Consider the following 23,565-nt stretch of genomic DNA (forward strand, 5'->3'; position numbering starts at 1 on the left):
GGGGGCGCGGGGCCCGGGGTTGGGCCCGGGGGGGGGGGTGTTTTGCCGGGCCCGGGTTCCGGGCCCGCCCCCCCCCGCCGGCATCAGCAGCGCCGACGCCTCCGCGGCGCACGACGCGGCCGCGGGGTTCCAGGACGTCCTGGTCCGGTTCTTCGCCCAAGCCCCGGGCGCGCACGGACCGGTTTCGGTCCAGATCGCGCCGGACGCCTACGCCGTGTACGAGCTCTCGCCGGACTTCGTCGCCGGAAACCCCGACGCGGCACCAGGTGACTTTGCTTACTTCGCGATCCCCGCGCGTGCCTCAGACGGCCGGACCGCGACGCTCTGGTCGGTCCGCGGCCGGGACGGCACCTGGCAGGTCGGCAACATCGCCTCGGGTGACGTCGAGGGCGAGTACGCCCGGAAGCTGCCCGCGGGCGCCCAGCTGCTGCACGAACCGCAGGTCGACGCCTGGTACGCGGTCCGCGACGGCCGGGTCACGTCGCTGGCCGACGGCAAAGCGGTCGCCGGGTACCAGCAGACCGTCGAGGCGCGCTACGCCGACAAGCTCCCCGGCTCGGCGTACGCCCGCGACGGCGAGGCCGGCGGCTTCGACGCGACGTCCGAGGTGATGCCCCGCGGCGACGGCGGCCCGGCGCCGTCCGGCCACGACACCGGCTGGGTGCCGCTGCTGATCCTCGTCGGCGTGCTCGCGGTCAGCGGCGCCGGCTACGTGCTCCACCTGCGGCGGCACCCCGCCTGAGACGAACCGGCGGGCTCGGCGTCGATCCCCTCCACCGAGCCCGCCGGTCCACCACCGCTGTGCTGATCGGTACTGATCCGACCACAGTCACGGCCGAATGATTTCGTAGCAACGGTTGCGTGCGACCCGGGGGATCGGCCTGCTTTTGGCCGGATCAGTACTGTGACCGGCGTGGGTCGACTGGTGGTCATCGAAGGGCTCGACGGCGCGGGCAAGCGGACGCTGACCGACGGGCTGACGGCGGCGCTGGGCGCCAAGGGCGCGAGCGTGGCGTCGCTGGCGTTTCCGCGCTACGGCGAGAGCGTGCACGCGGACCTCGTCCGCGAGGCCCTGCACCGCGGGCACGGTGACCTCGCCGACTCGGTGTACGGCATGGCGATGCTCTACGCGCTGGACCGCAGTGGCGCCGCGGACCGCATCCGCGAGCTGCGGGACACCCACGACGTCGTCCTGCTCGACCGGTACGTCGCCTCCAACGCCGCGTACGCGGCCGCGCGCCTGCAGCAGGACGCGGCCGGCGAAGTCGTGAAGTGGGTGTGGGAGCTCGAGGTCGACCGCTTCGGCCTGCCCCGCCCGGACGCGCACCTGCTGCTGCGCGTCGCCCCGGCCGTAGCGGCCGAGCGCGCCGAACGCCGCGCGGAGACCGAGACCGGCCGGGAGCGCGACGCCTTCGAAACCGACGACGGCCTGCAGCGGCGGTGCGCGGCCGTCTACGACGAGCTGGCCGCGTCGGGCTGGCTCGCGCCGTGGCACGTCCTGGACGGCGTCGCGGGCGTGGACCACGAAGCGCTGGCGGCGACCCTGCTAGGGCAGTAACCGGGCCGGGTCGAACTGCGCGATCGGGTGCGCGGTGGTGCCGTCCACCACCAGGTCGGCGAGGATTTCCCCGACCACCGGGGCGAACTTGAAGCCGTGGCCGGAGAACCCGCACGCCAGCACCACCCGCTCCTCGGCCGGGTGCGGGGCGAGCACGAAGCTCTCGTCCGCCGTGTCGGTGTACATGCAGGTCGCGGCCCGGAGGAACGCGCCGGGCAGCGTCGGCAGGTGCCGCTTCACCGCGGCCGCGATCTCGTGGACCTCGTCGCCGGACACCGCCCGGTCGATGCCGTCGGGTGTGCACGTCCGGCCGCCGCCGTGGAACGCGACCTTGACGCCGTCCGCCGGCGCGTTGTGCGCCGGGAAGCCGTAGAACGTGTAGCCGTCGCCTTCCCAGAGGTAGACGGGGTGCTCCCGGAACGGCTCGATCCCGCCCGAGGGCGCGAACCAGTACTGCACCTGCCGCCGGACCGTGAAGGCGATGCCGAAGCCGCGGAGCAGCTCGCCGGCCCACGCGCCGGGGCACAGCACCAGGCGGTCGGCCGTGTAGTAGTGGTGCGACGTCCCGATGCGCACCCCGCCGGCCGTGGTGCTCCAGGTGAAGACCTTCTCCTCGTGGTGCATTTCGGCGCCGCACCGCGCGGCGAGCTGCAGGTGCGCGGCGACGCTGCCTTCGGGGGACACCAGCCCGGCACCCGGCTCGTACAGCGCGACCTCGTGCGGAGCCGGCGCCATCGTCGGGAACCGGCGCCGGATCTCCGCCGCGTCCAGGAGCTCGTGCGGGATGTCGAAGGCGCGAGCCGACGCCGTGCTGCCGGTGATCGTCCGCGACTCCGCCGTGCCGACCATGATCCCGCCGCAGCGGGTGAACAGCCGCCGCCCGCTGTCGCGCTCGAGACCGGCCCACAGTTCGTGGGCCCGCAGCAGCAGCGGCACGTACTCGGGGCCTTCGAGGTACGCCTGGCGCGTGATCCGCGAACCGCCGTGGCTCGACCCGCGGTTGTGCACCGGCGCGAACTGGTCGACGCCCAGTACCCGCTGCCCGCGCTGCGCCAGCCGGTACGCCGCGGCGCTGCCCATCCCGCCGAGGCCGACGACGATCACGTCGTAGTGCGTCATGCCACCCTCCCCGGGACCCGCGTGCCGAAGTGCCCGACCTCCACCGGTGTCCGGAACCCGCTGTATTCCACGGGAAGCCAGGCGTACGCGATGGCTTTGCCCGTGGTGTGCCCGTACCCGGCGCTGGTGACGTACCCGGCCGGGCGGCCGTCGACGTGCACCGGATCCCCGCCCGCGACGACACTTCCGGTCGTCAGCCGGGTCAGCCGACGGCTCACCGTCGCCGCCGAACGGGCCGCCAGCGCGTCGCGGCCGAGGAAGTAGCCCTTGTCCATCCGGACCGCGGAACCGAGGCCGGCCTCGTACGGGTCGTGCTCGGTCGTGAAGTCGACGCCGGGTGCCGGGACGCCGGCCTCGAGCCGCAGGCTGGTGCGGGCCCGGTGGCCGGCGACGGCCACGCCGCGGTCCCGGAGCGTGTCCCACAGGTGACGCCCGAAATCCGCCGTCGTGTGCAGTTCCCAGCCCGGTTCGCCCACTGTGGACAGTCGCAGGGCGACGACCGGGACGGTCCCGACGGAAGTCTCTTCGGCCGAAAGGTCCGTTGTGGACAGTTCCGGGAGGACTTCGCCGGCGAGCGGCCCCCACAGGCCGAGGCAGCACGTGCCGGGGGTGGTTTCGTGGATCTGCACCGTGCCGTCGCGCGGGAGATGCCGTCGCAGCCAAGCGAAATCGAGCCGCCCGCCGGCGCCGACGTGGAACCGCTCGTCGCCGAGGCGGGCCACGGTCAGGCAGCCGCGTACGCCGCCGTCCTCGCCGAGCAGCAGCGTTTCCGTCACGGTGCTTGGCGCTTTCGCGAGGTCGCTCGTCGTCATGGCCTGCAGGAACGGCAGCGCGCCGGGGCCGGTGACGGCCAGCCGCGGCTCGGACGTCAGGTCGAACATCGCGACGCGCTCGCGGGTGACCGTCGCTTCGGCGGCCACCTCGGCCGAATACCGCTCCGGCCGCGCCCAGCCGTCCGCGGAGCCGAAGTGCGCACCCAGCGCGATCTGCCGTTCGTGGAAGGGGCCGGCGCGGACCGGCTCCGGAGAAAACCGGGAGAACCGGGAGAACCGGGCGAGGTCGCAGCCGTGCAGGGCCAGCGACGGCTGCCCGTCGACGAGCCAGCGCGCCAGTTCGCGCGCGACACCGGCGGAGTGCTCGGGCCGGACGGCTCCGGCGATCCAGAAACCGTCGATGTCCGGGTGCTCGCCCAGCAGCGGCCGTCCGTCCGGGGTGCCGGGAAGCGTCACCGTCGTGGTGGTTTCGACGTCGGCGTCGCGGAGTGCAGGCAGCAGATCGGCGACGACGGCCACCCCGGCGCCGAGCCGGTCGACGTGCTCGCGGACGTACATCCCGGTGTCGAGGTGGCGCAGCACGGGCTTGCCCGCCTGCACGTGTTCGTCGTTGTGCCCGGCCAGTTCCGGCAGTGGTGACGTCAGCAGGTACTCGTGGGCCACGGGCACCTGCGGCACGTCCAGGCCGGCGAATTCGCCGGCGCACGACACGACGACGTCGGCACGGAACCGCGCGGCCGCGGTGACGACGCCGGTGACGCGGCCCCCGCTGCGCTCGATCGCCGTGACCTCCTCGGCGGCGAACCGGGCTCCGCGGGCTTTGGCCCGCCGGGCCTGGGCTTCGGCCGCGCGTGGCGCGTGCAGCAGGCCGTCGCCGGGGACGTGGAAGCCGCCGAGGACCCGGGCTTCGTCGAGCAGCGGGTGCAGGTCGGCGCACTCGCGGGGCGTGCGCAGGTAGCCGCGCACGCCCCACGACGTCGCCCAGCCGTGGTGCTGCTTCAGGTCCTCGAGCCGCTCCGGCGACGTCGCGACTTCGAGGCTGCCCACCGGGTTGAAGCACCACTGGCCGTCGAGCCCGCTGTACTTCTCGACGGTGTACTGGGCGAACGCCGTCAGCGTGCGGTCGGCGTGGGTGCGGAACACCAGGCCCGGGTGGTCGTCCGCGTCGGCGCCCAGGACGGTGACGTCGGTCCAGCCGCGGTCGGTCAGCTCGTCGGCCAGCGCGCAGCCGAGCAGGCCGGCGCCGACGACGACCACCCGGGGCCGTGCTGCCATTCGCGGATCCCTCCGGGCGAGGTTGCGTCTTCGGCAACAACGTGCGTCATGCGCGACGCAGTGTCAAGCACCCGAAACGGTGTCCCCTCAGGCGCGGGCGAACTCCATGATCCAGTTGCTCTCCCAGGTCTTGCCGCCGTCGGTGGAGAACTCCTGCTCCCACTGCGGGGAGGTGGTGGTCGTGCGTGTCCAGGCGTAGTGGACCTTGATCGGGGCGCCTTCGTGGGTGTCGTCGCCGTAGAAGTCGCCCCGATCACCGGTGAAGGTGCCCACCACCGGCGGGGTCAGCAGTCCGGTGCGGCTGCTGGCCCAGTGCAGCGACCATTCTTCGCGCTCGACGTCGAAGAGCCGGAGGGTGCAGCCGCGGAAGCCGAGGGTCGGGAAGACGATCTCGTCCATGTTGCCGCCGCCCTCGAAGAGGGACCAGCAGGTCGTCGTGCCGGGGAAGACGGTCCAGTCGTCGCTGCCGGTGAGCGGCTTGGCCAGCCGCCGGTTCGTGACGGTCCAGGAGCCGATCAAGAAGTCGAAGTCGTTCATGCCGGCGATCCTGAAGGGCTACCACTGACATCTTCTGTCAGTGGCTGCTGGCAGACTTCGCCGGGTGCGCGCGAGCCGGCTGGTGTCCCTGCTGCTGTTGCTGCAGAACCGGGGGAGGATGAGCGCCGCCCGGCTGGCGGCGGAGCTCGGCGTGACCGCGCGGACCGTGTACCGGGACGTCGAAGCGCTCGCCGCCGCCGGCGTCCCGATCTACGCCGAAGGCGGTCCGAACGGCGGCTACCAGCTGATGGACGGCTACCGGACCCGGCTGACCGGGCTGACCGAAGGCGAAGCGGGGTCCCTGTTCCTCACCGGGCTGCCGCAACCGGCCGCCGAGCTGGGGCTGGGTGCCCAAGTGGCCGCCGCCGAGCTCAAGCTGATGGCCGCGCTGCCGACGCCGTACCGCGACGCGTCGGTGCGGATCCGGCAGCGGTTCCACCTCGACGCGCCCGGCTGGTACCGCGAAGCGGATCCGGTGCCGCAGCTGCTCGCGGCCGCGGAAGCGCTGTGGCAGGACCGGGTCGTCGAGGTCCGGTACCGCCGCTGGTCGCCCACGCCCGGTGTCGTGACGCGGCGGCTGCACCCGCTCGGCCTGGTCCTCAAGGCCGGCGTCTGGTACCTCGTCGCCGGGCCCGAGCCGCGGACCTACCGCGTCGGCAACATCGAGAAGTTCCGGGCGCTCGACGAGCACTTCACCCGGCCGGCCGGCTTCGACCTGGCGGATTTCTGGCGCGCGCACGTCGAACGGTACGAGGAGAGCGAAGCGGGGGAGACCGCCGTCGTGCGCCTGTCGCCCGCCGGGATCGCCGCCCTGCCGGACATCCTCGGCCCGCGAGCGGCGCGGCTCGCGGGGCGCACGCTCGAACCCGCGGACGCCGAAGGCTGGCAGCGTGCGGAAGTCCCGCTGGAAAGCGTGCCCCACGCGGCCGCCGGGCTGCTGCGGCTCGGCGCGGACGCACAGGTGCTGGCGCCCGCGGAACTGGTGGCACACATGGGAACCACGATCCGCGCGATGGCGCGGCTGTACCCGGGTCCGGAACCCGGCTAGTCCCGGAAATAGCCCAGCTGCGCGGAAAGTTCCTCCGCCGCCTCGGTCATCGGCTTCACGATCTGCTTCACGCGCTGCTTCGAGAGCCGGTACGACGGCCCGGAAGCGCTCATCGCGGCGACGACGTCCCCGCCCGGGCCGTGGATCGGCACGGCGACGGCGTGCATGCCGAGTTCGAGTTCTTCGTAGCAGACGGCGTAACCGTCTTCGAGGACCCGTTCCAGCTCGGTCATCAGCTCGTCCGGCTCGACCGTCGTGCGCGGGGTGTACTGCTCCAGCTTCCGCTTCAGCACCCGCTTGCGCTCGGCTTCGCCCATGTACGCCAGGAGGACCTTGCCGCTCGAGGTCGCGTGCAGCGGCGTCCGCTGGCCCGTCCAGTTCTGCGTGGTGATCGCGGCCGAGCCGCGGGCCTGGCTGATGTTGATGGCGACGCCGTCGTCGGCGATGGCGATGTTCACCGTCTCGCCCAGCTCCTCGGCCAGTGCCAGGCAGCTGGCCCGGCCCAGTTTCGCGAGGTCCATGCGCCCGGTCGCGGCACCGGCCAGCCGGACGATGCCGAAGCCGATCGCGTACTTCCCGCGTTCGCCGAGCTGCTCGACCAGGCCTCTGGTCTCCAGGACGCTGAGCAGGCGCGACGCCGTCGACTTGTGGACGCCCAGCTCGCCCGCGATCTCGGTGATGCCGGTTTCGCCGTTGCGCGCGAGCAGTTCCAGCACGCTGATGGCCCGGTCGACCGATTGCACCTGGCTCTGAGTTGCGTTGCCCGAGTCCTGGTTTCGCATGGCGCAACAGTATCCGTTTTGCGGGGTTCCTATCCGCTGAGTGGGCGAATCTCTTGACGAGGGCGTACCCGACGCCGGATTGTTGCGCAAAGGGCGCATCGTCGCGTAATGCGCAACTTTCACCTACCGTCCCGGCATCCTGCCAGTCGTTCTCCGGAGGCCCTGATGATCCGAGCCTGCGCCGTCGCCGACCTGCCCCCGGGCGAGGCCCTCCGTCTCGACGGTCCCGCTCCGATCGCGGTGTTCCACACCGAGGACGGCTTCTTCGCCGTCGACGACACCTGCACGCACCAGGACGCTTCGCTCGCCGACGGCTGGCTGGAAGGCTGCTTCGTCGAGTGCCCGTTGCACGCCGCGCAGTTCGACCTGCGCACCGGCGCGCCCGCCTGCCTGCCGGCGAAGGACCCCGTGCGGACCCACCGCGTGGTCGTCAGCGACGGCGTCGTGTACGTCGACGCGCCCGTGCCGGCCGTTCCCTGAGCCCCCCTCACAGGTCCGTGGAGGCCGCACCGGGGTTCCGGCGCGGCCTCCACGGGCCGTCCAAAGCGGCCGGTACCGGCACCCGGATGGAGCAGGCAGTCCCGGCGATCTTGATCTTTCTGGTGGTCAAACACGCGGGTCGTGCGTGCGGGCGCCGGAACTAGTGCGAATATGTGGACATGAAGGCACGTGTTCTCGTGGTCGACGACGACCCCGCCCTCGCGGAGATGCTCACCATCGTGCTCCGTGGGGAGGGGTTCGACACGGCGGTGGTCGCCGACGGCTCACGCGCGCTGCCCGCGCTGCGTGAGCTGAAGCCCGACCTCGTCCTGCTCGACCTGATGCTGCCCGGGATGAACGGGATCGACGTCTGCAAGGCGATCCGCGCCGAGTCCGGGGTGCCGATCGTCATGCTCACCGCCAAGAGCGACACCGTCGACATCGTCCTCGGCCTGGAGTCCGGCGCCGACGACTACGTCGTCAAGCCGTTCAAGCCGAAGGAGCTGGTCGCGCGTGTCCGGGCCCGCATGCGCCGCACCGAGGCCGAGCCGGCGGAATCGCTCACCATCGGCGACCTGGCGATCGACGTGCCGGGCCACGAGGTCACGCGCGAAGGCAAGGCCATCCCGCTGACCCCGCTGGAGTTCGACCTGCTGGTGGCCCTGGCCCGCAAGCCGCGCCAGGTGTTCACCCGCGAGGTGCTGCTCGAGCAGGTGTGGGGCTACCGCCACGCGGCCGACACCCGGCTGGTGAACGTGCACGTCCAGCGGCTGCGCTCGAAGGTGGAGAAGGACCCGGAACACCCCGAGGTGGTGTTGACCGTTCGCGGCGTCGGGTACAAGGCCGGCCCGCCGTGATGAGTCGATGACTCTCGCGACCGGCCGACGGCTTCCTGCCTCCGCGCGTTCGACGGCACGCCTCCTGCGGCGTGTCGTCGTTTTCGCGCGCCGCCGTGCGGTCGCGTTCAACGAGCTGTGGAAGCACTCGCTGCAGTTCCGCGTCACCGTGTCGACGCTCGCGCTGTCCTCCGCCGTGGTCTTCGTGCTCGGCATGGTCCTGCAGAACCAGATCACCGAACGGCTGCTGGACACCAAGCGCACGGCGGCGGTCGCGCAGACCCGCGCGGCGGCGGACACGGCCGCCGGCGAGCTCGTCGGCCTCGGCTCCGAGAACGTCGAGGCGCTGAACAACCGGCTCGAGAACGCGCTGAAGAAGATCGCGATCACGCCGACCAGCCAGGACGCGGCCGGGTCGGCGGCGGGGACGTTCGTCCCGGTGCTCGCCAGCGGCGGCCACGACCAGTCCACCGCCAACCCGTCGTCCGCGGGGCCGTTCGAGAACGTGCCGCCGCGGCTGCGCCAGTTCGTCGAAGCCGACCAAATGAGCTTCCTCGAGCACACCGTCCCCGAGGCCGGGGGCGGGCGCACGACGTACCTGATCGTCGGCACGCCGTTGAGCACCGTGGCCGTCCCGCTGCAGCTGTACCTGCTGTTCCCGTTGACGACCGAGCAGAACACCGTCTCCACGGTGCAGAACACGCTGCTGGTCGGCGGGCTCGTGCTGCTGCTCCTGCTGGCGGGCATCACGAACCTGGTGACGCGGCAGGTGGTCCGCCCGGTCAGGCAGGCCGCCGCGGCGGCCGAGCAGTTCGCCGGCGGCGACCTCGACCAGCGGCTCGCCGTGCTCGGCGAAGACGACCTGGCGAAGCTCGCGGTGTCCTACAACGGGATGGCCGCGAGCATCCAGCGCCAGATCCGGCAGCTCGAGGAGTTCGGCGGCCTGCAGCGCCGGTTCACCTCCGACGTCTCGCACGAGCTGCGCACCCCGCTGACCACCGTCCGGATGGCCGCCGACGTGCTGCACGCGTCGCGCGAGCAGTTCCCGGCCGGCCTCGCGCGCTCGACGGAACTGCTGGTCGACGAGCTCGACCGGTTCGAGGCGCTGCTCGGCGACCTGCTGGAGATCAGCAGGCTCGACGCCGGCGTGGAGGAGCTGGCCGCGGAGTTCATCGACGTCCGCCCGATCGCCACCCGTGCGGTCGAGCAGGTCCGGGTCATCGCCGGCAACGCGGGCAGCTCGGTCGAGCTCGTGCTGCCCGGGGAAGAGGTGATCGCCGAGGTCGACGCCCGGCGCGTCGAGCGGATCCTGCGCAACCTGCTCGCCAACGCCGTCGACCACAGCGAGGGCAAGCCGGTGGTGCTGACGGTCGGGGCGAACGACACCGCCGTCGCCATCACGGTCCGGGACCACGGCGTCGGCCTGCGGCCCGGTGAAGCGGACCTGGTGTTCAACCGGTTCTGGCGCGCCGACCCGTCGCGCAACCGGCGCACCGGCGGGACGGGGCTGGGCCTGGCGATCAGCCAGGAGGACGCGCGCCTGCACGGCGGCGAGCTCGACGCGTGGGGCGAGCCCGGCAACGGCGCTTGCTTCCGGCTCCTGCTGCCGCGTCAGCAGGACGTGCCCGCCGGGGACTCGCCGCTGGTCCTGCCGCCGCCCGACCGGTTCGCCACCGAGGTGCCGCTCGGCGTCATCGACGTCACGCCGGCGCCGGAGGCGATCTTCGCCGAACGTGAGGGAATCGGTCAGTGAAACCACACGCTCTCCGGCGAACCGGGGCGAAGCTCCTGCTTTCGGTCCTGTGCGCGGTGCTGCTCGCGGGCTGCGCCAACGTGCCGCTGGAATCGCAGCCCCAGGTGGTGTCCGGCGAGCGGCAGGGCCAGGGCTCCGGTGACGTGGTGCCGGAGCCGCCGCCGGGCATCGACCCGCTGTCGCTGGTCCGCGCCTTCGTGGGGGCGACGCTCAAGCCGGGGCAGAACAACGCCGCCGCCCGGGCGTACCTGGACGAGCAGAGCCGGGCGAACTGGCGGCCGAGCCGCAGCCTGACGATCATCCAGGACACCTTCGGCACGGTCTACGACACCGGCCCGCCGCCGGACCCGAACACGCAGGTCGTCAACGTCCGCGGCATCGACATCGGCACGCTGGACCAGAACAGCGCGTTCGTGCCGGACTACAGCCTGGCGATGCTGCAGGTGAAGGTGCGCAAGCAGGCGAACGGCCAGTGGCGGATCGTCGACCCGCCGCCCGACCTGTACGCGACCGAGTCCGACTTCAGCGAGAACTACACACCGGTGCCGGTGAGCTTCTACTCGGAGTCGTCGGCCACCTTCGTCCCCGATCGGCGGTACGTCCTCGCGAAGCCGCAGTCGGGGCTGCCGGGCCGGGTGATGGACCTGCTGGTCAGCGGGCCGTCGAAGAGCCTGGCCGGCGCGGTGAAGAACCTGCTCGGCGAACCCATCGAGATCGACACGAACGTCAAGAGCCTCGACGACGGGACGCTGGTGGTACCGCTGACCGGGCTCTCGGGGGTGCCCGACGACATCCGGAACCTGATCGCGGCGCAGATCGTGCTGTCCCTGCAGTACGTCACATCGGCCCGGATCCGCATCCTCGGCGACGGCGCCCCGCTCGTGCCGAACCACCCGGACTGGCGGCAGAACGACCTGCCCGCGTACGGCGCGTCGCTGTCGATCAGCTTGCAGCTGCCGGGCTTGATGACGGTCGGCGGCCGGGTCCGTTCCCTCGGTGACGGCGCCCCGGTGCCGGGCCCGGCCGGCAACGGCGGGTACGACGTCGTGAGCGCGGCCCAGTCGATCGACGGCAAGCGCCTGGCGGTGGTGGAGCGCAGCGGCGGCGGCGTGCGCCTGCGGATCGGCGACCTCGGCCGCGATCTGGCGCTGACCACCCTCGGTGGCAGCTCCCTGACCCGCCCGACGTGGCGCCCCGGCACCGGCGAGCTGTGGACGGTGGTCGACGGGCCGTCGGTGGGCCGGATGGTGCTCGACCAGAACGGCCAGTGGACGGCGCTGAGCGTCAACGCCACCGACCTGACCCAGCAGGGCGACCTCACGGAACTCCGGTTTTCCCGCGACGGCGCCCGCGTCGCGGCGGTGATCAAGGGTGAGCTGTGGGTGGCCTCGGTGGTCGCCAACGGCGACTCGGTGTCGCTGCGCGAACCGCGCCACCTCCAGCCGCACGACCTCGAGGACGTCGTCGACGTCGACTGGGTCGCCCCGGACAGCCTGGTGGCGGTGACGAAGTCGCCGTCCCAGCCGGTGGTCAAGGTGACGGTCGACGGCCAGCGCCTGGACGCGTTCAACAGCAGCAACCTGACCCCGACGGTCCACGGCGTGACGGCGGCCCCCGGCCGCCAGATCGTGGTCGCGGACGCGAACGGCCTGTGGACGGCGTCGGTGCTGGGCGAGGTGTGGCGCCCGCAAAGCCACACGATGAAGGACGCGGACCCCTTCTACCCGGGCTGATCTTTTTCACTCGGGCGGGTGACGTCCGGGCGTTCGAAACTGTCGGTGCCGGTCGTGACACTGTCGGTGTGCTGAAGAGACTGCTCGATCTGCTGATCCCCAGCCGCTGCGCCGCGTGCGGAGCCCGCGGCGAGCCGTGTTGCGCCGGGTGCGAGCGCGTGTGGGGCGCGGCTCGGGAGGTGGTGCGAGGGCCCACGGCGGGGTTGGTGCGGGTGTTCGCACTGGCCAGGTACCACGGGGTGGGCCGGAGGTTGCTGATCGCGTACAAGGAGCGCGGCCGCCGTGACCTGGCGCCTTCGTTGGGGCGGGCGGTGGCGGAGGCGCTGGTGGCGCTGCCGTTGAAGCAGGCTGCGATCGGCGGGCCGGGTGGGGTGTTGGCTGGGTCTGGGTCTGGGTCTGGGTCTGGGTCTGGGTCTGGCGGAGCTTCGGCCCGAGTGAAAGCAGGTCCGGCTGGGGTGGGTGGGGTTTCGGCTGGTTCCGGCGGAGCTTCGAGCCGGGCGGGTGCTCGTCCGGCCGCGTCCAGCGCAGCTTCGCCCCGGCCGGCTGCCGGTCCTGGCCTACCGACCGGCGCTCATCCTGCTCCGGCGCATCCCCCAGACGGGTCCGATCCCACCCCGGGACGTGCCGCACCCCCGACCCCGGCAAGCCCCTCGGCCCGGGCGATCTGCCTGGTCCCGGCCCCGAGCCGCCCGTCGGCGGCGCGGGTGCGCGGTGGCCCGCACGTGGAGCGACTGGCCCACGCGGCGGCGAGCGTCCTCGCGGCGCGGGGCATCGAAGTCGTCGTTGCCCCGGCGTTGGAGCTGGCGGGCGCGGCCCGCGACGCGGTCGGCTTGAGCCGTGAGCAGCGCATGGCCAACCTGGCCGGCCGCCTGAGGTTCCGTGAGGCCGGGCGGCCGCCGCCGGGATTGAGCATCGTGGTCCTGGACGACGTGATCACCACCGGTGCCACCGCGGCGGCCTGCACCAGAGCCCTTGCGGCGGCGGGATTCACGGTCTCCGCCGTCCTGACCCTCCTGGCCGCCGGCTGAACCGGCCGGGCTCGCCGCCGCGCGCTGGAAACCGATCCATGGGCACCACTGTGGACCTTCCCCGGGAAGTGCGCAGACCGGGCCACCAAACCCGCAACACACGACGAACCATCGTGGTACCGGTTCCGCCGCTCACCCCGATCAAACGCCCCCGGCCCGCTCAGCAACCAACTTCTCCCCAGCTCAAGCCGCAAAAAAGTCCGACCGGGAACCACTTCTCGCGCCCGGGTGAACCTGATGTCACCTATCCGAGTGACAACTGCCGGGAACGCGAGCGGACCGGCGCCCGTTGTCCGGGCATGAGGGTGTCGATCACGATCACTCGGCCGCCGCACCACTCCACCGGAGTGGCGGCTGCGGGAGACCGGGCTGTCACCCTCGGCGTCCACCAGCAGGCAGCGGTGCGCCGTCCGTGTGAAAGCACGGTCACCGCGCCGCGTCCGACCAGCGGGTGTTTTGTGGTGCCCACTCCGCGATCACTGCGCGGGGTGACCGGGTCCCACCCCCTGACATCCCCCGGCTCGGGGGCTGTTGTAACGGGCGTGAGGAAGCTAACGTGCTCCGCAATCAGCAATCCCCGCAGGCAGGGAGGTGACGAGCCCATGTCCCTGGCGCCGGAGGTGCGCTGAGTCCGCGCTCGGTCACCGGAACGAGACGTCGTCCACCGTTTCCGAGTTCCTTCTCAGCCCGCGATCCGGGCTCACGTCCCCGCAATACCGGCGCCGTGTGTGAACACATCAGCTCGCAGTCATCTCAGCGAGGGAGGTCGTGTATGGACATCGTCGTTAAGGGCCGTAACGTGGAGGTGCCCGACCACTATCGGGCGCTTGTCAGCGAAAAGCTGGCCCGCCTCGAGCGCTACGACAGGAAAGTCATCCGGTACGACGTGGAACTGTTCCACGAACCGAACCGGCGCCAGGCCAAGAGTTGCCAGCGCGTCGAAATCACCGGAAAGGGGCGGGGCCCGGCCGTACGCGCTGAAGCGTGTGCCGCCGACTTCTACGCGGCGCTCGATTCCGCAGTCACCAAGCTGGAAAACCGGCTGCGGAGGACACACGACCGGCGGCGCGTGCACTACGGCCGCAGCCGCCCGGAATCGGTCGCCGAAGCGACCTCGGCACTGCCGGGTGGTGGATCCCCGGCCGCAGCCAGTCCCGCCGCGCGTACCGCGGTGTTGGACGCACCCGAAGCCGAGCCGCAGACGAACGGCTTCGCGAGTGCCGAAGAATTCCACCTGCCCCAGCAGCAGAGCTGGGCCGACGATGACCTGGGCCACCAGCCCGGCCGCGTCGTTCGCGAGAAGCAGCACACCGCCGAACCCATGACGGTGGACCAGGCTCTCTACGAGATGGAGCTGGTCGGCCACGACTTCTACCTCTTCAACGACTCCGAAGCGGGCCGGCCCAGCGTGGTCTACCGGCGGAAAGGCTTCGACTACGGCGTGATCCGGCTCGGCTGAGCCGAGCCCGAGGGAGGTCTTGACGGAGGGTCCGCACGCGCTCGCGTGCGGGCCCTCCGCATGTCAGGACGTACGGCGTGTGCACACGACGGCCACCGTTCCCTACGATGGGGGTGGGAAGGTGGCGCCGAACACGGCCGCCACCGCGGGAGAACCTGCCCGGGACCGGCCTGGGCGTGCTCATATTCAGCTAGTGAGGTCGACCGGATGGTGCTGAACCGCCTGCTCCGCGCGGGTGAGGGCAAGATGGTGAAGCGGCTGCGCAACATCGCCGATCACATCAACACCCTCGAAGACGACGTCAAGGACCTGACCGACGCCGAGCTGCGGGCCAAGACCGAGGAGTTCCGCAAGCGGAACGGCGACGGGGAATCCCTCGACGACCTGCTCCCGGAGGCCTTCGCGGTCGTCCGGGAGGCGGCCAAGCGGGTGCTGGGCCAGCGTCACTTCGACGTCCAGCTGATGGGCGGCGCGGCGCTGCACCTCGGCCAGGTCGCCGAAATGAAGACCGGCGAGGGCAAGACGCTCACCTGCGTCCTCCCCGCCTACCTCAACGCCATCCCCGGCAAGGGCGTCCACGTCGTCACGACGAACGACTACCTGGCCAAGCGTGACTCGGAGTGGATGGGCCGCATCCACCGCTTCCTCGGCCTCGAGGTCGGCGTCATCCTCTCGGAGCAGCAGCCGGAGGTGCGGCGCTCCCAGTACAACGCCGACATCACCTACGGCACGAACAACGAGTTCGGCTTCGACTACCTGCGCGACAACATGGCGTGGAGCCTGGACGACTGCGTCCAGCGCGGCCACTACTACGCCATCGTCGACGAGGTGGACTCGATCCTCATCGACGAGGCCCGGACGCCGCTGATCATCTCCGGCCCGGCCGACCAGTCGTCGCGCTGGTACGTCGAGTTCGCGCGGCTCGCCCCGCTGATGCAGGGCATCGACACCACCACGATGGGCTCGCGCGAGCGCGTCGAGAAGACGAACCTGATCAACTCGAAGTACCACTACGAGGTCGACCAGCGGAAGCGGACCGTCGCGGTCACCGAGAAGGGCGTCCGGTTCGTCGAGGACCAGCTCGGCATCGAAAACCTGTACGAGGCCGCCAACACCCCGCTGGTCGGGTACCTGAACAACGCGCTCAAGGTCCAGGAGCTCTTCCACCGCGACAAGGACTACATCGTCCGCAACGGCGAAGTCATGATCGTGGACGAGTTCACCGGCCGGGTGCTGCACGGCCGCCGCTACAACGAGGGTATGCACCAGGCGATCGAGGCCAAGGAAAAGGTCGAGATCAAGGCCGAGAACCAGACCCTCGCCACGATCACGCTGCAGAACTACTTCCGCCTCTACGGCAAGCTCGCCGGGATGACCGGTACGGCCGAGACCGAGGCCGCCGAGTTCCACCAGACCTACAAGCTGGGTGTGGTGCCGATCCCGACGAACCGCCCGATGGTCCGCCAGGACCAGCCGGACCTGATCTACAAGACCGAGGAAGCGAAGTACGAGGCGGTCGCCGAGGACATCGCCGAGCGGTTCGAAAAGGGCCAGCCGGTGCTGGTCGGCACCACGAGCGTCGAGAAGTCCGAGCGGCTGTCGAAGCTGCTGGTCAAGCTGAGCGTGCCGCACGAGGTGCTGAACGCGAAGCACCACGACCGGGAGGCGCTGATCGTCGCGCGCGCCGGCCAGAAGGGCGCCGTCACGGTCGCCACGAACATGGCCGGTCGCGGTACCGACATCGTGCTGGGCGGCAACCCCGACCTCATCGCCGACCAGGTGCTGCGCGAGCGCGGCCTGGACCCGGTCGAGCACTCCGAGGAGTACGAGGCCGCGTGGCCGGAGGTCCTGGAGCAGGTCAAGGCCGAGTCCAAGGCCGAGGCCGAGGAGGTCCGCGAGGCGGGCGGGCTGTACGTGCTGGGCACCGAGCGGCACGAGTCGCGCCGCATCGACAACCAGCTCCGCGGCCGTTCCGGCCGGCAGGGCGACCCGGGCGAGTCCCGCTTCTACCTGTCGCTCGGTGACGAGCTCATGCGCCGCTTCAACGCGACGATGGTCGAGCGCGTCATGACGACCATGCGCCTGCCCGACGACGTGCCGATCGAGCACAAGATGGTCTCCAAGGCCATCAAGAGCGCGCAGACCCAGGTCGAGCAGATCAACATGGAGCAGCGCAAGGACGTCCTCAAGTACGACGAGGTCATGAACGAGCAGCGCAAGGTGATCTACGCCGAGCGCCACCGCGTGCTGGCCGGCGAGAACCTGCGCGACCAGATCGAGGGCATGCTCGTCGACGTCGTCAACGCCTATGTGGACGGTGCGACGGCCAACGGCTACGCCGAGGACTGGGACCACGAGAAGCTGTGGACGGCGCTGAAGACGCTGTACCCGGTGAGCATCGAGTGGGACGACCTCATGGAGGACGGCGACCTCGACGAGAGCTCCCTGCGCGAGGCGCTGGTCCAGGACGCCCGCAACGCCTACGACAAGCGCGAAGCGGAGATCAACGCGCTCGTCGGCCCCGAGGGCATGCGGACCCTGGAGCACCAGGTGATGCTGACGGTCCTCGACCGCAAGTGGCGCGAGCACCTCTACGAGATGGACTACCTCAAGCAGGGCATCGGCATGCGGGCGCTCGCCCAGCGCGACCCGCTGATCGAGTACCAGCGCGAGGGCTTCGACATGTTCCGCGCGATGCTCGACTCGCTGAAGGAGGAGGCCGTCGGCTTCCTGTTCAACCTGCAGGTCGAGCGCGCCGAGGCACCGCCGGCCGAGGAGGCCGCGGCGCTGCCGACGGGCGTCCCCACCGGCAACGGCCAAGCGGCGGAGGGCCGGCACGCGCGTCCGGCGCCGCCGCAGCCGCCGACGACCGACACCGAGTCCGTCCCGGCCGCCCTGCGCGGCAAGGGCCTCGGCGGCGGTGGCCAGCAGTCGGGCATGACGCTGTCCGGCCCGGGCGAGGACGGCGAGGTCGAGTCCCACGCCGACGGCGAGGCGCAGGCCGCGGGCGGTGGCGGTGGCGGTACCCGCCGGGACCGTCGCGCTGCCCAGCGTGACGCCGCCAAGAAGGGCAAGAAGGGCCCGCGTCGCTGACACGGGTGTGACCGGGGCGCGCGGCTGGTCCGCGCGCCCCGGTGTCATGAATGGGGGTGGCTTGGTGACTTCGGCGGATCCGCAGGAGTTCTTCGCGTTGTTCGCGGCCGAGCGGCGGCCGGACCCGTACCCGGCGTACCGGCGGTGGCGTGAGCGGTGGCCGGTCGCGGCCCTGAACGAGCGGCTGTTCGTGGTGAGCGGCCTCGCCGAGGCGACGCAGGTGCTGCGCGACCCGGCGTTCGGGCACCCCGAGCCCGAGTACCTGGATCCGGCGGACCGCCTCCCGGACCAGCCGGTCGACGAATCAGGACGCGTGGTCCGGGCGTTCCTCTCGCTGAACCCGCCGGACCACACGCGCCTGCGGCGGCTGGTGGCGAAGGCGTTCACGCCGCGGATGGTCGAGCAGCTCACGCCGCGCATCGAGGAGATCACGGCAGCGCTCATCGACGGCGCGCCGGCGGAGTTCGACGTGATGACAGCGCTCGCGAAGCCGTTGCCGGTCGAGGTGATCGCGGAACTCCTCGGCGTACCGCTGGACGACCGCGAGCGTTTCGCGGAGTGGTCGCACGCGATGGCGCGGGCGCTGGACCCGCCGTTCCTGCAGCGCCCGGAGACGTTCGAACCGGCGGTCAAGGCACGCCAGTCGTTCGTGGGCTACTTCCGCGAGCTGGCGGCCCGGCGACGGCGCGAGCCGGGTGACGACCTGTTGTCGGCCCTGGTCGCGGTGTCCGACGCGGGCGACGTGCTCAGCGAGGGCGAGCTGCTGGTGACGCTCACGCTCCTGCTGATCGCCGGCCACGAGACGACGACCAACCTGATCGGCAACGGAGTCCTGGCGTTGCTGCGCGGCCCGGACGGCCTCAAGCCGCTGGGCACGGACGGCGAGAACGCGGCGCGGGTGGTGGAGGAGGTGCTGCGCTACGACTCACCGGTCCAGCTGACGGCCCGCACGGCCCTGCGCGACACGGAGCTGGGTGGGCTGGCGGTACCGGCGGACAGCCAGCTGATCATCGTGCTCGGCGCGGCCAACCGCGACCCCGCAACGGGCCCGTCCCCGGAATCCTTCGACCCGGCGCGGGAGCCGGGCCGCCAGTTGGCGTTCGGCCAGGGCATCCACTTCTGCTTGGGAGCGCCATTGGCGAGGTTGGAGGCCCGCATCGCATTCCGCGAACTGGCCCGCCGCCGCCCGGACCTGGCATTGGCGGGCACGCCGGAGTGGAACCCGACGACCACTTTGCGTGGCTTGTCGGCCCTTTCGGTGGCGAGCGGCGGTTAGCTTCCGGCGCGACGCGGACCGCGCCGCGCCGGCCGCCCGTGACGACAACGTCGGCCCAGCGAACCGCGCCGCTCGGAGCGGCGCGGCTCCCCGTGGGCGGTGGCGGTTGATGTGACGCGCCCCCGCAAGCCGCCGGCCGCCGGGGAGCGGGCAACCAAGACCCCCGCCTCGCTTCGCCGCCTTTCAGCCGGTGGTGAGCGGCCCCCACCTCCCCGTCTCACGCTGCCCGCCGGATCGGGTTGGCCGGCTGCTGGGGTTTCAACAGCGCGAACCGCACGCACCGCCAGCCCGTCGGGGTGCGGGTGAAGCGGGCCGCCAGTGCGAACGACCGGCCGTCCGCCTCCACGCGCGCGCACGCCTCGACCACCTCCGGTGCCGGGGTGCACGTGTGGATCGTCTGCGTCCGGTGCCGTGGCCTCGTCCGGCGTGGCCCGGCGAAACCCGCGTACACCTCCGGCGCCACCAAGGCGCGCACCTGCGCCGCCGGGCGGCGGCCGTCGTAGGCCTCCAGCAGCGTGTTCAGCAGGTGGCCCACCTCGCCCGCATCGAGCTGCCTCGGCGCCGGGTACCGTCCGCCGCCGCGGTGCTCCTCCCTCGGTGTTCCCTCGTCCGGACGGTCCGCCCGGCGAACCGCCTCGCAGTGGATCAACGTCCGCAACCGGTGTTCCTCGATCATTTCCTTCCCTCCCTGACTCGGCTATTCGCTTAGAGGGGGAACGGACCGGAAAGGACACCGGAATCGCACGATCCGGGCGAGAACCGCCGAAGCCGTGGATTCGCGGCGACCGTTGCGGTAAGCCGACCGATCGGTGAGACACCGCGTCGCCGCCCCGGCTATGGTGTGCCGGGTGCTGAAAGGGCTATTGGTCGATTTCGCCGGAGTTCTCACCGATCCCGACGCCGGCCGGTTCTACGACTACCTGGCGGCCGCACGCGAGCGCGGCGTCCGCACCGCGCTGTTGTCCAACGCCCCCGGGGCGTCGGACGAGGTCAAGAACACGATGTCCGACTACTTCGACGCCCTGGTGTTCTCCGGCGAGGTCGGCGTGGCCAAACCGGACCCGGCGGTCTACCTGATCGCGGCCGACCGGCTCGGGCTGCCCGCCGCGCGCTGCGCGTTCGTCGACGACTCGGCGACGAACATCCGCGGCGCCGTCGAGGCGGGCATGGTCGGGGTGCACCACCGGTCGGTCAGCGAGACGCTGGACGAACTCGCCGTGCTGTTCTCCGCCGGGTGAGGGTCAGCGCGCGCGGCGGACCAGCTCGAACGACAACACCGCGGCGGCGGCCGAGACGTTCAGCGACTCGACGTCGCCCGGCATCGGGATCGACAGCCATTCCGTGACGAGCTCGCCGACCTCCGGCCCGACCCCGGCCGTCTCGCCGCCGAGGACGAACGCCGCGCGTTGCGGCAGGTCGACGTCGAACACCGTCGTGCGAGCCGACGCGCCCAGCGCGTAGAGCCCGTAGCCGGCTTCGGCCAGCATCTCCGCGGCCTCGCGCGCCGAGCCGCAGCGCAGCACCGGCGCGCGGAACGCCACGCCGGCCGACGCCTTGACCACCAGCGGGTCCAGCGCCGCGACGCCGCGCCGGGGCACGATCACCCCGGCCAGGCCGGCCGCGGTCGCCGTCCGCAGGATCATGCCGACGTTCGCGGGCGTGGTGATGCCGTCCAGCAGCAGCACCCGCGACGGCGGGCGCCGGTCGGCCAACGCCGCGGAAAGTGCTCGCATCCGCGGGGCGAGGACGTCGGCGAGCACCCCCTGGTCCTGCTTGCCGTTTCCGGCGAGCACCTTGACCCGGTGGGCGCTGGCGCGCTGCACCGGCACCCCGGCCGCCTTCGCCGCGCGCTGGATCTCCGCCGCGCCGGGGCCCCGGGCGGTGTCGGCGAGGATCACCTTGTCCACGCGCAGGCCGTTGTCCGCCAGTGCCTCGAGCACCGGCTTGCGGCCGTACACGGTCAGGAAGCGGTCCTTCGGCGAGATTGTCGACTCATCACCCACACCCCGCAGTCTCGCATCATGAAAGGATCGGCCCATGCCCGACCGCCTTTCCGCGCTGGACGCCTCGTTCCTGTACGTCGAGGACCACGCGACCCCGATGCACGTCGGCGGCGTGGCGATCTTCGAACGGCCCCGCTCCGGGTTCGGCTACCCGCAGCTGGTCGACCTCATCGGGGGCCGGCTCGCCTACCTGCCGCGGTACCGGCAGCGCGTGCTCGAGGTGCCGGGCCACCTGGCGCGGCCGGTGTGGGTGGACGACGTCGACTTCGACCTGACCTACCACGTCCGGCGCTCTGCGCTGCCCCAGCCGGGCAGCGACGAGCAGCTGTTCGACCTGGTCGCCCGCCTGATGTCGCGGCGGCTGGCCCCCGAGCGGCCGCTCTGGGAGGCGTACTTCATCGAGGGGCTGGCCGGCGACCGGGTGGCGCTGGTGACGAAGACCCACCAGTCCGTTGTGGACGGTGTCGGCACGATCGACCTCGGCCAGCTCATCCTCGACCCGGCGCCGGCCGAGCCGGAGCCGTTCGAGGACATCTGGACGCCGCGCCGCGAGCCGAGCCGCGCCCAGCTGGTGCTGGACGCGATCAGCGAGGGCGTCCAGCGGCCGGGCGAGGTGGTGGAGAACGTCCGGTCGGCGGCGAACGACGCGTTCGCGACGGCGGGCAAGTTCGCCGAGACCGTCGGCGGGGTGGCGTCGACGCTGCGCACCCTGGTGAGCCCGGCGCCGCCGGGGCCGCTGAACGTCCGGGTGTCCGGTGGTCGCGTGTTCGCCGTGGTCCGCACGCGGCTGGAGGACTTCCGCAAGATCCGCGCGGCGCACGGCGGCACGGTCAACGACGTCGTGCTCGCGGCCATCACGGGGGCGCTGCGCGAATGGCTGCTTTCGCGCGAGGTCCAGCTGACGCCGAACACGACGATCCGCGCGCTGGTACCGCTGGCGGTCCGCGACGCCGAGACGCCCGAGTACGCGACGCCGGGGCTGATCGGCAACCAGGTGGCGGCGTACCTGGTGGACCTGCCGGTCGGCGAGCCGAACCCGGTCCTGCGGCTGCAGCACGTCGGGCACGCGATGGCCGAGCACCTCGATTCGGGCCGTTCGGTCGCCGCCCGCGGGCTGCTCAAGGTGGGCGGCTTCGCCCCGGCTACGCTCCATTCGCTCGGCGCGCGAGCGGCGGGGTCGCTGTCCGGGCGCATCTTCAACGTCATGGTGACCAACTCGCCGGGCCCCCAGGTGCCGATGTACGCCGGAGAGGCCAGACTGATCGAGATGTTCCCGGTGATGCCGCTGATGCGCACCCAGGCGCTGGCGATCGGGGTGACGTCCTACCACGGCGGCGTCTACTTCGGACTGAACGGCGACCGCAAGGCCGCTTTCGACGTCGACCTGGTCGCCGGGATGATCGAAGAGTCCTTGGAAGAGCTGAAGGGTGCGCACTGGTGAGGGTTTATCTGCCTGCGACCATCGCGATGCTTCGCGACCTCGAGACATCGGGGGAGTTCCGCGCCCGCAGCGGAACGGCGTTCGCGCTGACGCCGGCGTTGCGCGAGGCGTACGTCAGCGGTTCGGACGAAGAGCTGGAGTACGCGGCCCTGCTGGACGCGGCCCGGGCGTCGTTGCGCCTGATCGCGGCGGAGGAGAAGGGCGAGCCACGCCGGGTGGTGGTGTCGGCGGACGTAGCCGGGGTGACGCTGCGGCCGGACCTGGACGCACCGGTGGTGCGCATCGGCGGCCCGATCCCGTTGTCGGCAGTGGCGGCGATCCACGTGGACACCCCCGAAGCGGCCGAGGCGGTAGCCGCGGCGGCGGCGGTGATCGACGCGGCGGACCTGGGCGATCCGGACGCGGAGTTCACGTTGGGGGACGCGGAGGACCACGAGCTGGCCTGGTACGCGCCGCAGGAGCTGCCGTTCCTGCTGGAGCTGCTCTGAGCGGTTGTCCACAGTGGGGGAAGTCTGTGGACAACCGGCCTTGAGCTGGGGTTTTGTCCGGGGTGGCCGGTAGCCTGGACTGGGGGACGGCCCCTTTGACTACCCCACCTCGCCCACCGGTGGCGGCTGCACATCGACCGGAGCGCCCCAGTCCGTGTATCGCGTCGTGATGCGGGCCTCGCCCTGCAGGATCGGGGAGAGGTCCAGCACGATCTGCAGCGGCCGGTGCGTCTCGTCGAGCCACAGCTCCACCGGGAACTTGCCGCCCACCCGGCCCGCCGCGTCCGCGGGCAGCCCCGCCGGCAGGTCGGTGCCCAGGCGTGCCAGGTCCAGGTCGACGCGGTAGTGCTCCGCCGCCACCCCGCCCAGGTCCGTGCGCTCGGCCGCGACGATCGTGCCCGCCGTGCGGATCTCGCCGAGGGTGTGCGCCGGGTCGTTCTGGGCGGCCAGCTGCGTCAGGCTGGCTCCGAGAACCTGGGAGAACGGGTCCGTGCCGTCCGCCGCGACCAGCACCCACGGCTTGCCGGTGCCGACCTCGTCGCGGGCGCCTTCCGGCACCTTCGCGTACAGCTTCCCGGCCACCAGCCGCAGTTCCACCGGTTCGCCGAGGAAGTCCGTCGTCATCACCTGGGCCGTCCCGCCGGCGCCGAACCGCGCCTGGCCCTGGCCCTTCGACCGGACCGAGCCGACCGCGACGTCCGTGGCGAACTTCGCCGAGCCACCGCTCGTCGTGGCCGTCGTCGCGGCGTCGGCCAGCGCTCGCGCCTCCTCGAACGCCGGACGGCGCGGCGGGTCGGAGCACGCACCGGCGAGCAGGGCGAACAGCAGCACCACGGCGGCTTTGCGCATGGTGCCAACAAAAACACAGCGGCTCCCCCGATCT

21 protein-coding genes are annotated in these 23,565 nt (G+C 71.8%); 14 read left to right on the plus strand and 7 right to left on the minus strand.

The features are described from left to right. Window positions 1–37: 37 nt before the first annotated feature. Window positions 38–742, plus strand: a complete 705-nt coding sequence (locus ACFVYA_RS33105) for a hypothetical protein (RefSeq protein ID WP_387050690.1) — start codon at window positions 38–40, stop codon at window positions 740–742. Between the two features lie 162 nt (window positions 743–904). Beyond that, window positions 905–1,558: a dTMP kinase gene (locus tag ACFVYA_RS33110; protein WP_387050629.1), complete on the plus strand. Its 654-nt coding sequence runs from the start codon at window positions 905–907 to the stop codon at window positions 1,556–1,558. Here the strand turns inward: ACFVYA_RS33110 and solA are convergent. From solA to ACFVYA_RS33125, 3 genes are all read right to left on the minus strand, one after another. Next, complete coding sequence (solA, locus tag ACFVYA_RS33115) at window positions 1,547–2,677, minus strand: N-methyl-L-tryptophan oxidase (protein ID WP_387050631.1); 1,131 nt, start codon at window positions 2,675–2,677, stop codon at window positions 1,547–1,549. The genes ACFVYA_RS33110 and solA overlap by 12 nt on opposite strands. Continuing rightward, complete coding sequence (locus tag ACFVYA_RS33120; RefSeq protein WP_387050632.1) at window positions 2,674–4,725, minus strand: FAD-dependent oxidoreductase; 2,052 nt, start codon at window positions 4,723–4,725, stop codon at window positions 2,674–2,676. Before ACFVYA_RS33120 ends, solA begins: the two co-directional genes overlap by 4 nt. A gap of 87 nt (window positions 4,726–4,812) precedes the next feature. Then, entirely contained in the window at window positions 4,813–5,262 is a 450-nt protein-coding gene (locus ACFVYA_RS33125) for a hypothetical protein (RefSeq protein ID WP_387050634.1), read from the minus strand. Window positions 5,263–5,326: 64 nt separating this feature from the next. On the opposite strand from ACFVYA_RS33125, the gene ACFVYA_RS33130 reads away from it, so the two are divergent. Further along, window positions 5,327–6,310, plus strand: coding sequence for a helix-turn-helix transcriptional regulator (locus ACFVYA_RS33130; RefSeq protein ID WP_387050636.1), 984 nt, complete (start codon window positions 5,327–5,329; stop codon window positions 6,308–6,310). Here ACFVYA_RS33130 and ACFVYA_RS33135 read toward each other — a convergent pair. Next, window positions 6,307–7,092 (minus strand): IclR family transcriptional regulator, encoded by a 786-nt coding sequence (locus ACFVYA_RS33135; protein ID WP_285986090.1) that lies wholly within the window; start codon window positions 7,090–7,092, stop codon window positions 6,307–6,309. The genes ACFVYA_RS33130 and ACFVYA_RS33135 overlap by 4 nt on opposite strands. A gap of 165 nt (window positions 7,093–7,257) precedes the next feature. On the opposite strand from ACFVYA_RS33135, the gene ACFVYA_RS33140 reads away from it, so the two are divergent. The 8 genes from ACFVYA_RS33140 to ACFVYA_RS33175 all read left to right on the plus strand — a co-directional run bounded on the left by ACFVYA_RS33140 (window position 7,258) and on the right by ACFVYA_RS33175 (window position 18,750). Further along, entirely contained in the window at window positions 7,258–7,572 is a 315-nt protein-coding gene (locus ACFVYA_RS33140) for a bifunctional 3-phenylpropionate/cinnamic acid dioxygenase ferredoxin subunit (protein WP_387050637.1), read from the plus strand. Between the two features lie 179 nt (window positions 7,573–7,751). Then, a complete protein-coding gene (mtrA, locus tag ACFVYA_RS33145; RefSeq protein ID WP_005150760.1) occupies window positions 7,752–8,429 on the plus strand; it encodes an MtrAB system response regulator MtrA in 678 nt (225 codons plus the stop codon). Between the two features lie 7 nt (window positions 8,430–8,436). Further along, complete coding sequence (gene mtrB / locus ACFVYA_RS33150) at window positions 8,437–10,161, plus strand: MtrAB system histidine kinase MtrB (RefSeq protein WP_387050639.1); 1,725 nt, start codon at window positions 8,437–8,439, stop codon at window positions 10,159–10,161. After that, entirely contained in the window at window positions 10,158–11,894 is a 1,737-nt protein-coding gene (locus ACFVYA_RS33155; RefSeq protein WP_387050640.1) for an LpqB family beta-propeller domain-containing protein, read from the plus strand. The genes mtrB and ACFVYA_RS33155 overlap by 4 nt, the downstream gene beginning before the upstream one ends. A gap of 722 nt (window positions 11,895–12,616) precedes the next feature. Then, complete coding sequence (locus tag ACFVYA_RS33160) at window positions 12,617–12,922, plus strand: hypothetical protein (RefSeq protein WP_387050641.1); 306 nt, start codon at window positions 12,617–12,619, stop codon at window positions 12,920–12,922. A 772-nt stretch (window positions 12,923–13,694) separates the two neighbouring features. Beyond that, on the plus strand, window positions 13,695–14,381 hold the full coding sequence (gene hpf / locus ACFVYA_RS33165; protein WP_285986086.1) for a ribosome hibernation-promoting factor, HPF/YfiA family: 687 nt from the start codon (window positions 13,695–13,697) through the stop codon (window positions 14,379–14,381). A 207-nt stretch (window positions 14,382–14,588) separates the two neighbouring features. Then, on the plus strand, window positions 14,589–17,474 hold the full coding sequence (gene secA, locus ACFVYA_RS33170) for a preprotein translocase subunit SecA (RefSeq protein WP_387050643.1): 2,886 nt from the start codon (window positions 14,589–14,591) through the stop codon (window positions 17,472–17,474). A gap of 64 nt (window positions 17,475–17,538) precedes the next feature. Continuing rightward, the gene (locus ACFVYA_RS33175) at window positions 17,539–18,750 is read left to right on the plus strand and encodes a cytochrome P450 (protein ID WP_387050645.1); all 1,212 of its coding nucleotides are present in this window, start codon (window positions 17,539–17,541) and stop codon (window positions 18,748–18,750) included. Window positions 18,751–18,967: 217 nt separating this feature from the next. Here the strand turns inward: ACFVYA_RS33175 and ACFVYA_RS33180 are convergent, their stop codons facing one another. After that, complete coding sequence (locus tag ACFVYA_RS33180; protein ID WP_285986083.1) at window positions 18,968–19,426, minus strand: Rv3235 family protein; 459 nt, start codon at window positions 19,424–19,426, stop codon at window positions 18,968–18,970. Window positions 19,427–19,613: 187 nt separating this feature from the next. Here ACFVYA_RS33180 and ACFVYA_RS33185 point away from each other — a divergent pair, with 187 nt between their 5' ends. Then, a complete protein-coding gene (locus ACFVYA_RS33185; RefSeq protein ID WP_285993944.1) occupies window positions 19,614–19,988 on the plus strand; it encodes an HAD-IA family hydrolase in 375 nt (124 codons plus the stop codon). A gap of 3 nt (window positions 19,989–19,991) precedes the next feature. Here the strand turns inward: ACFVYA_RS33185 and ACFVYA_RS33190 are convergent, their stop codons facing one another. Continuing rightward, on the minus strand, window positions 19,992–20,753 hold the full coding sequence (locus ACFVYA_RS33190; RefSeq protein WP_387050647.1) for a TrmH family RNA methyltransferase: 762 nt from the start codon (window positions 20,751–20,753) through the stop codon (window positions 19,992–19,994). Between the two features lie 34 nt (window positions 20,754–20,787). Between ACFVYA_RS33190 and ACFVYA_RS33195 the strand changes: the two genes are divergently transcribed. Both ACFVYA_RS33195 and ACFVYA_RS33200 read left to right on the plus strand, forming a co-directional pair. Further along, window positions 20,788–22,194, plus strand: a complete 1,407-nt coding sequence (locus tag ACFVYA_RS33195; protein ID WP_387050649.1) for a wax ester/triacylglycerol synthase family O-acyltransferase — start codon at window positions 20,788–20,790, stop codon at window positions 22,192–22,194. After that, a complete protein-coding gene (locus tag ACFVYA_RS33200; RefSeq protein WP_285986080.1) occupies window positions 22,191–22,682 on the plus strand; it encodes a DUF6912 family protein in 492 nt (163 codons plus the stop codon). Before ACFVYA_RS33195 ends, ACFVYA_RS33200 begins: the two co-directional genes overlap by 4 nt. Before the next feature lie 99 nt (window positions 22,683–22,781). On the opposite strand, the gene ACFVYA_RS33205 is transcribed toward ACFVYA_RS33200, so the two are convergent. After that, entirely contained in the window at window positions 22,782–23,531 is a 750-nt protein-coding gene (locus ACFVYA_RS33205; protein WP_387050651.1) for a hypothetical protein, read from the minus strand. Window positions 23,532–23,565 lie beyond the last annotated feature (34 nt).

The organism is Amycolatopsis sp. NPDC058278, assembly GCF_042881395.1.
Classification (GTDB): domain Bacteria; phylum Actinomycetota; class Actinomycetes; order Mycobacteriales; family Pseudonocardiaceae; genus Amycolatopsis.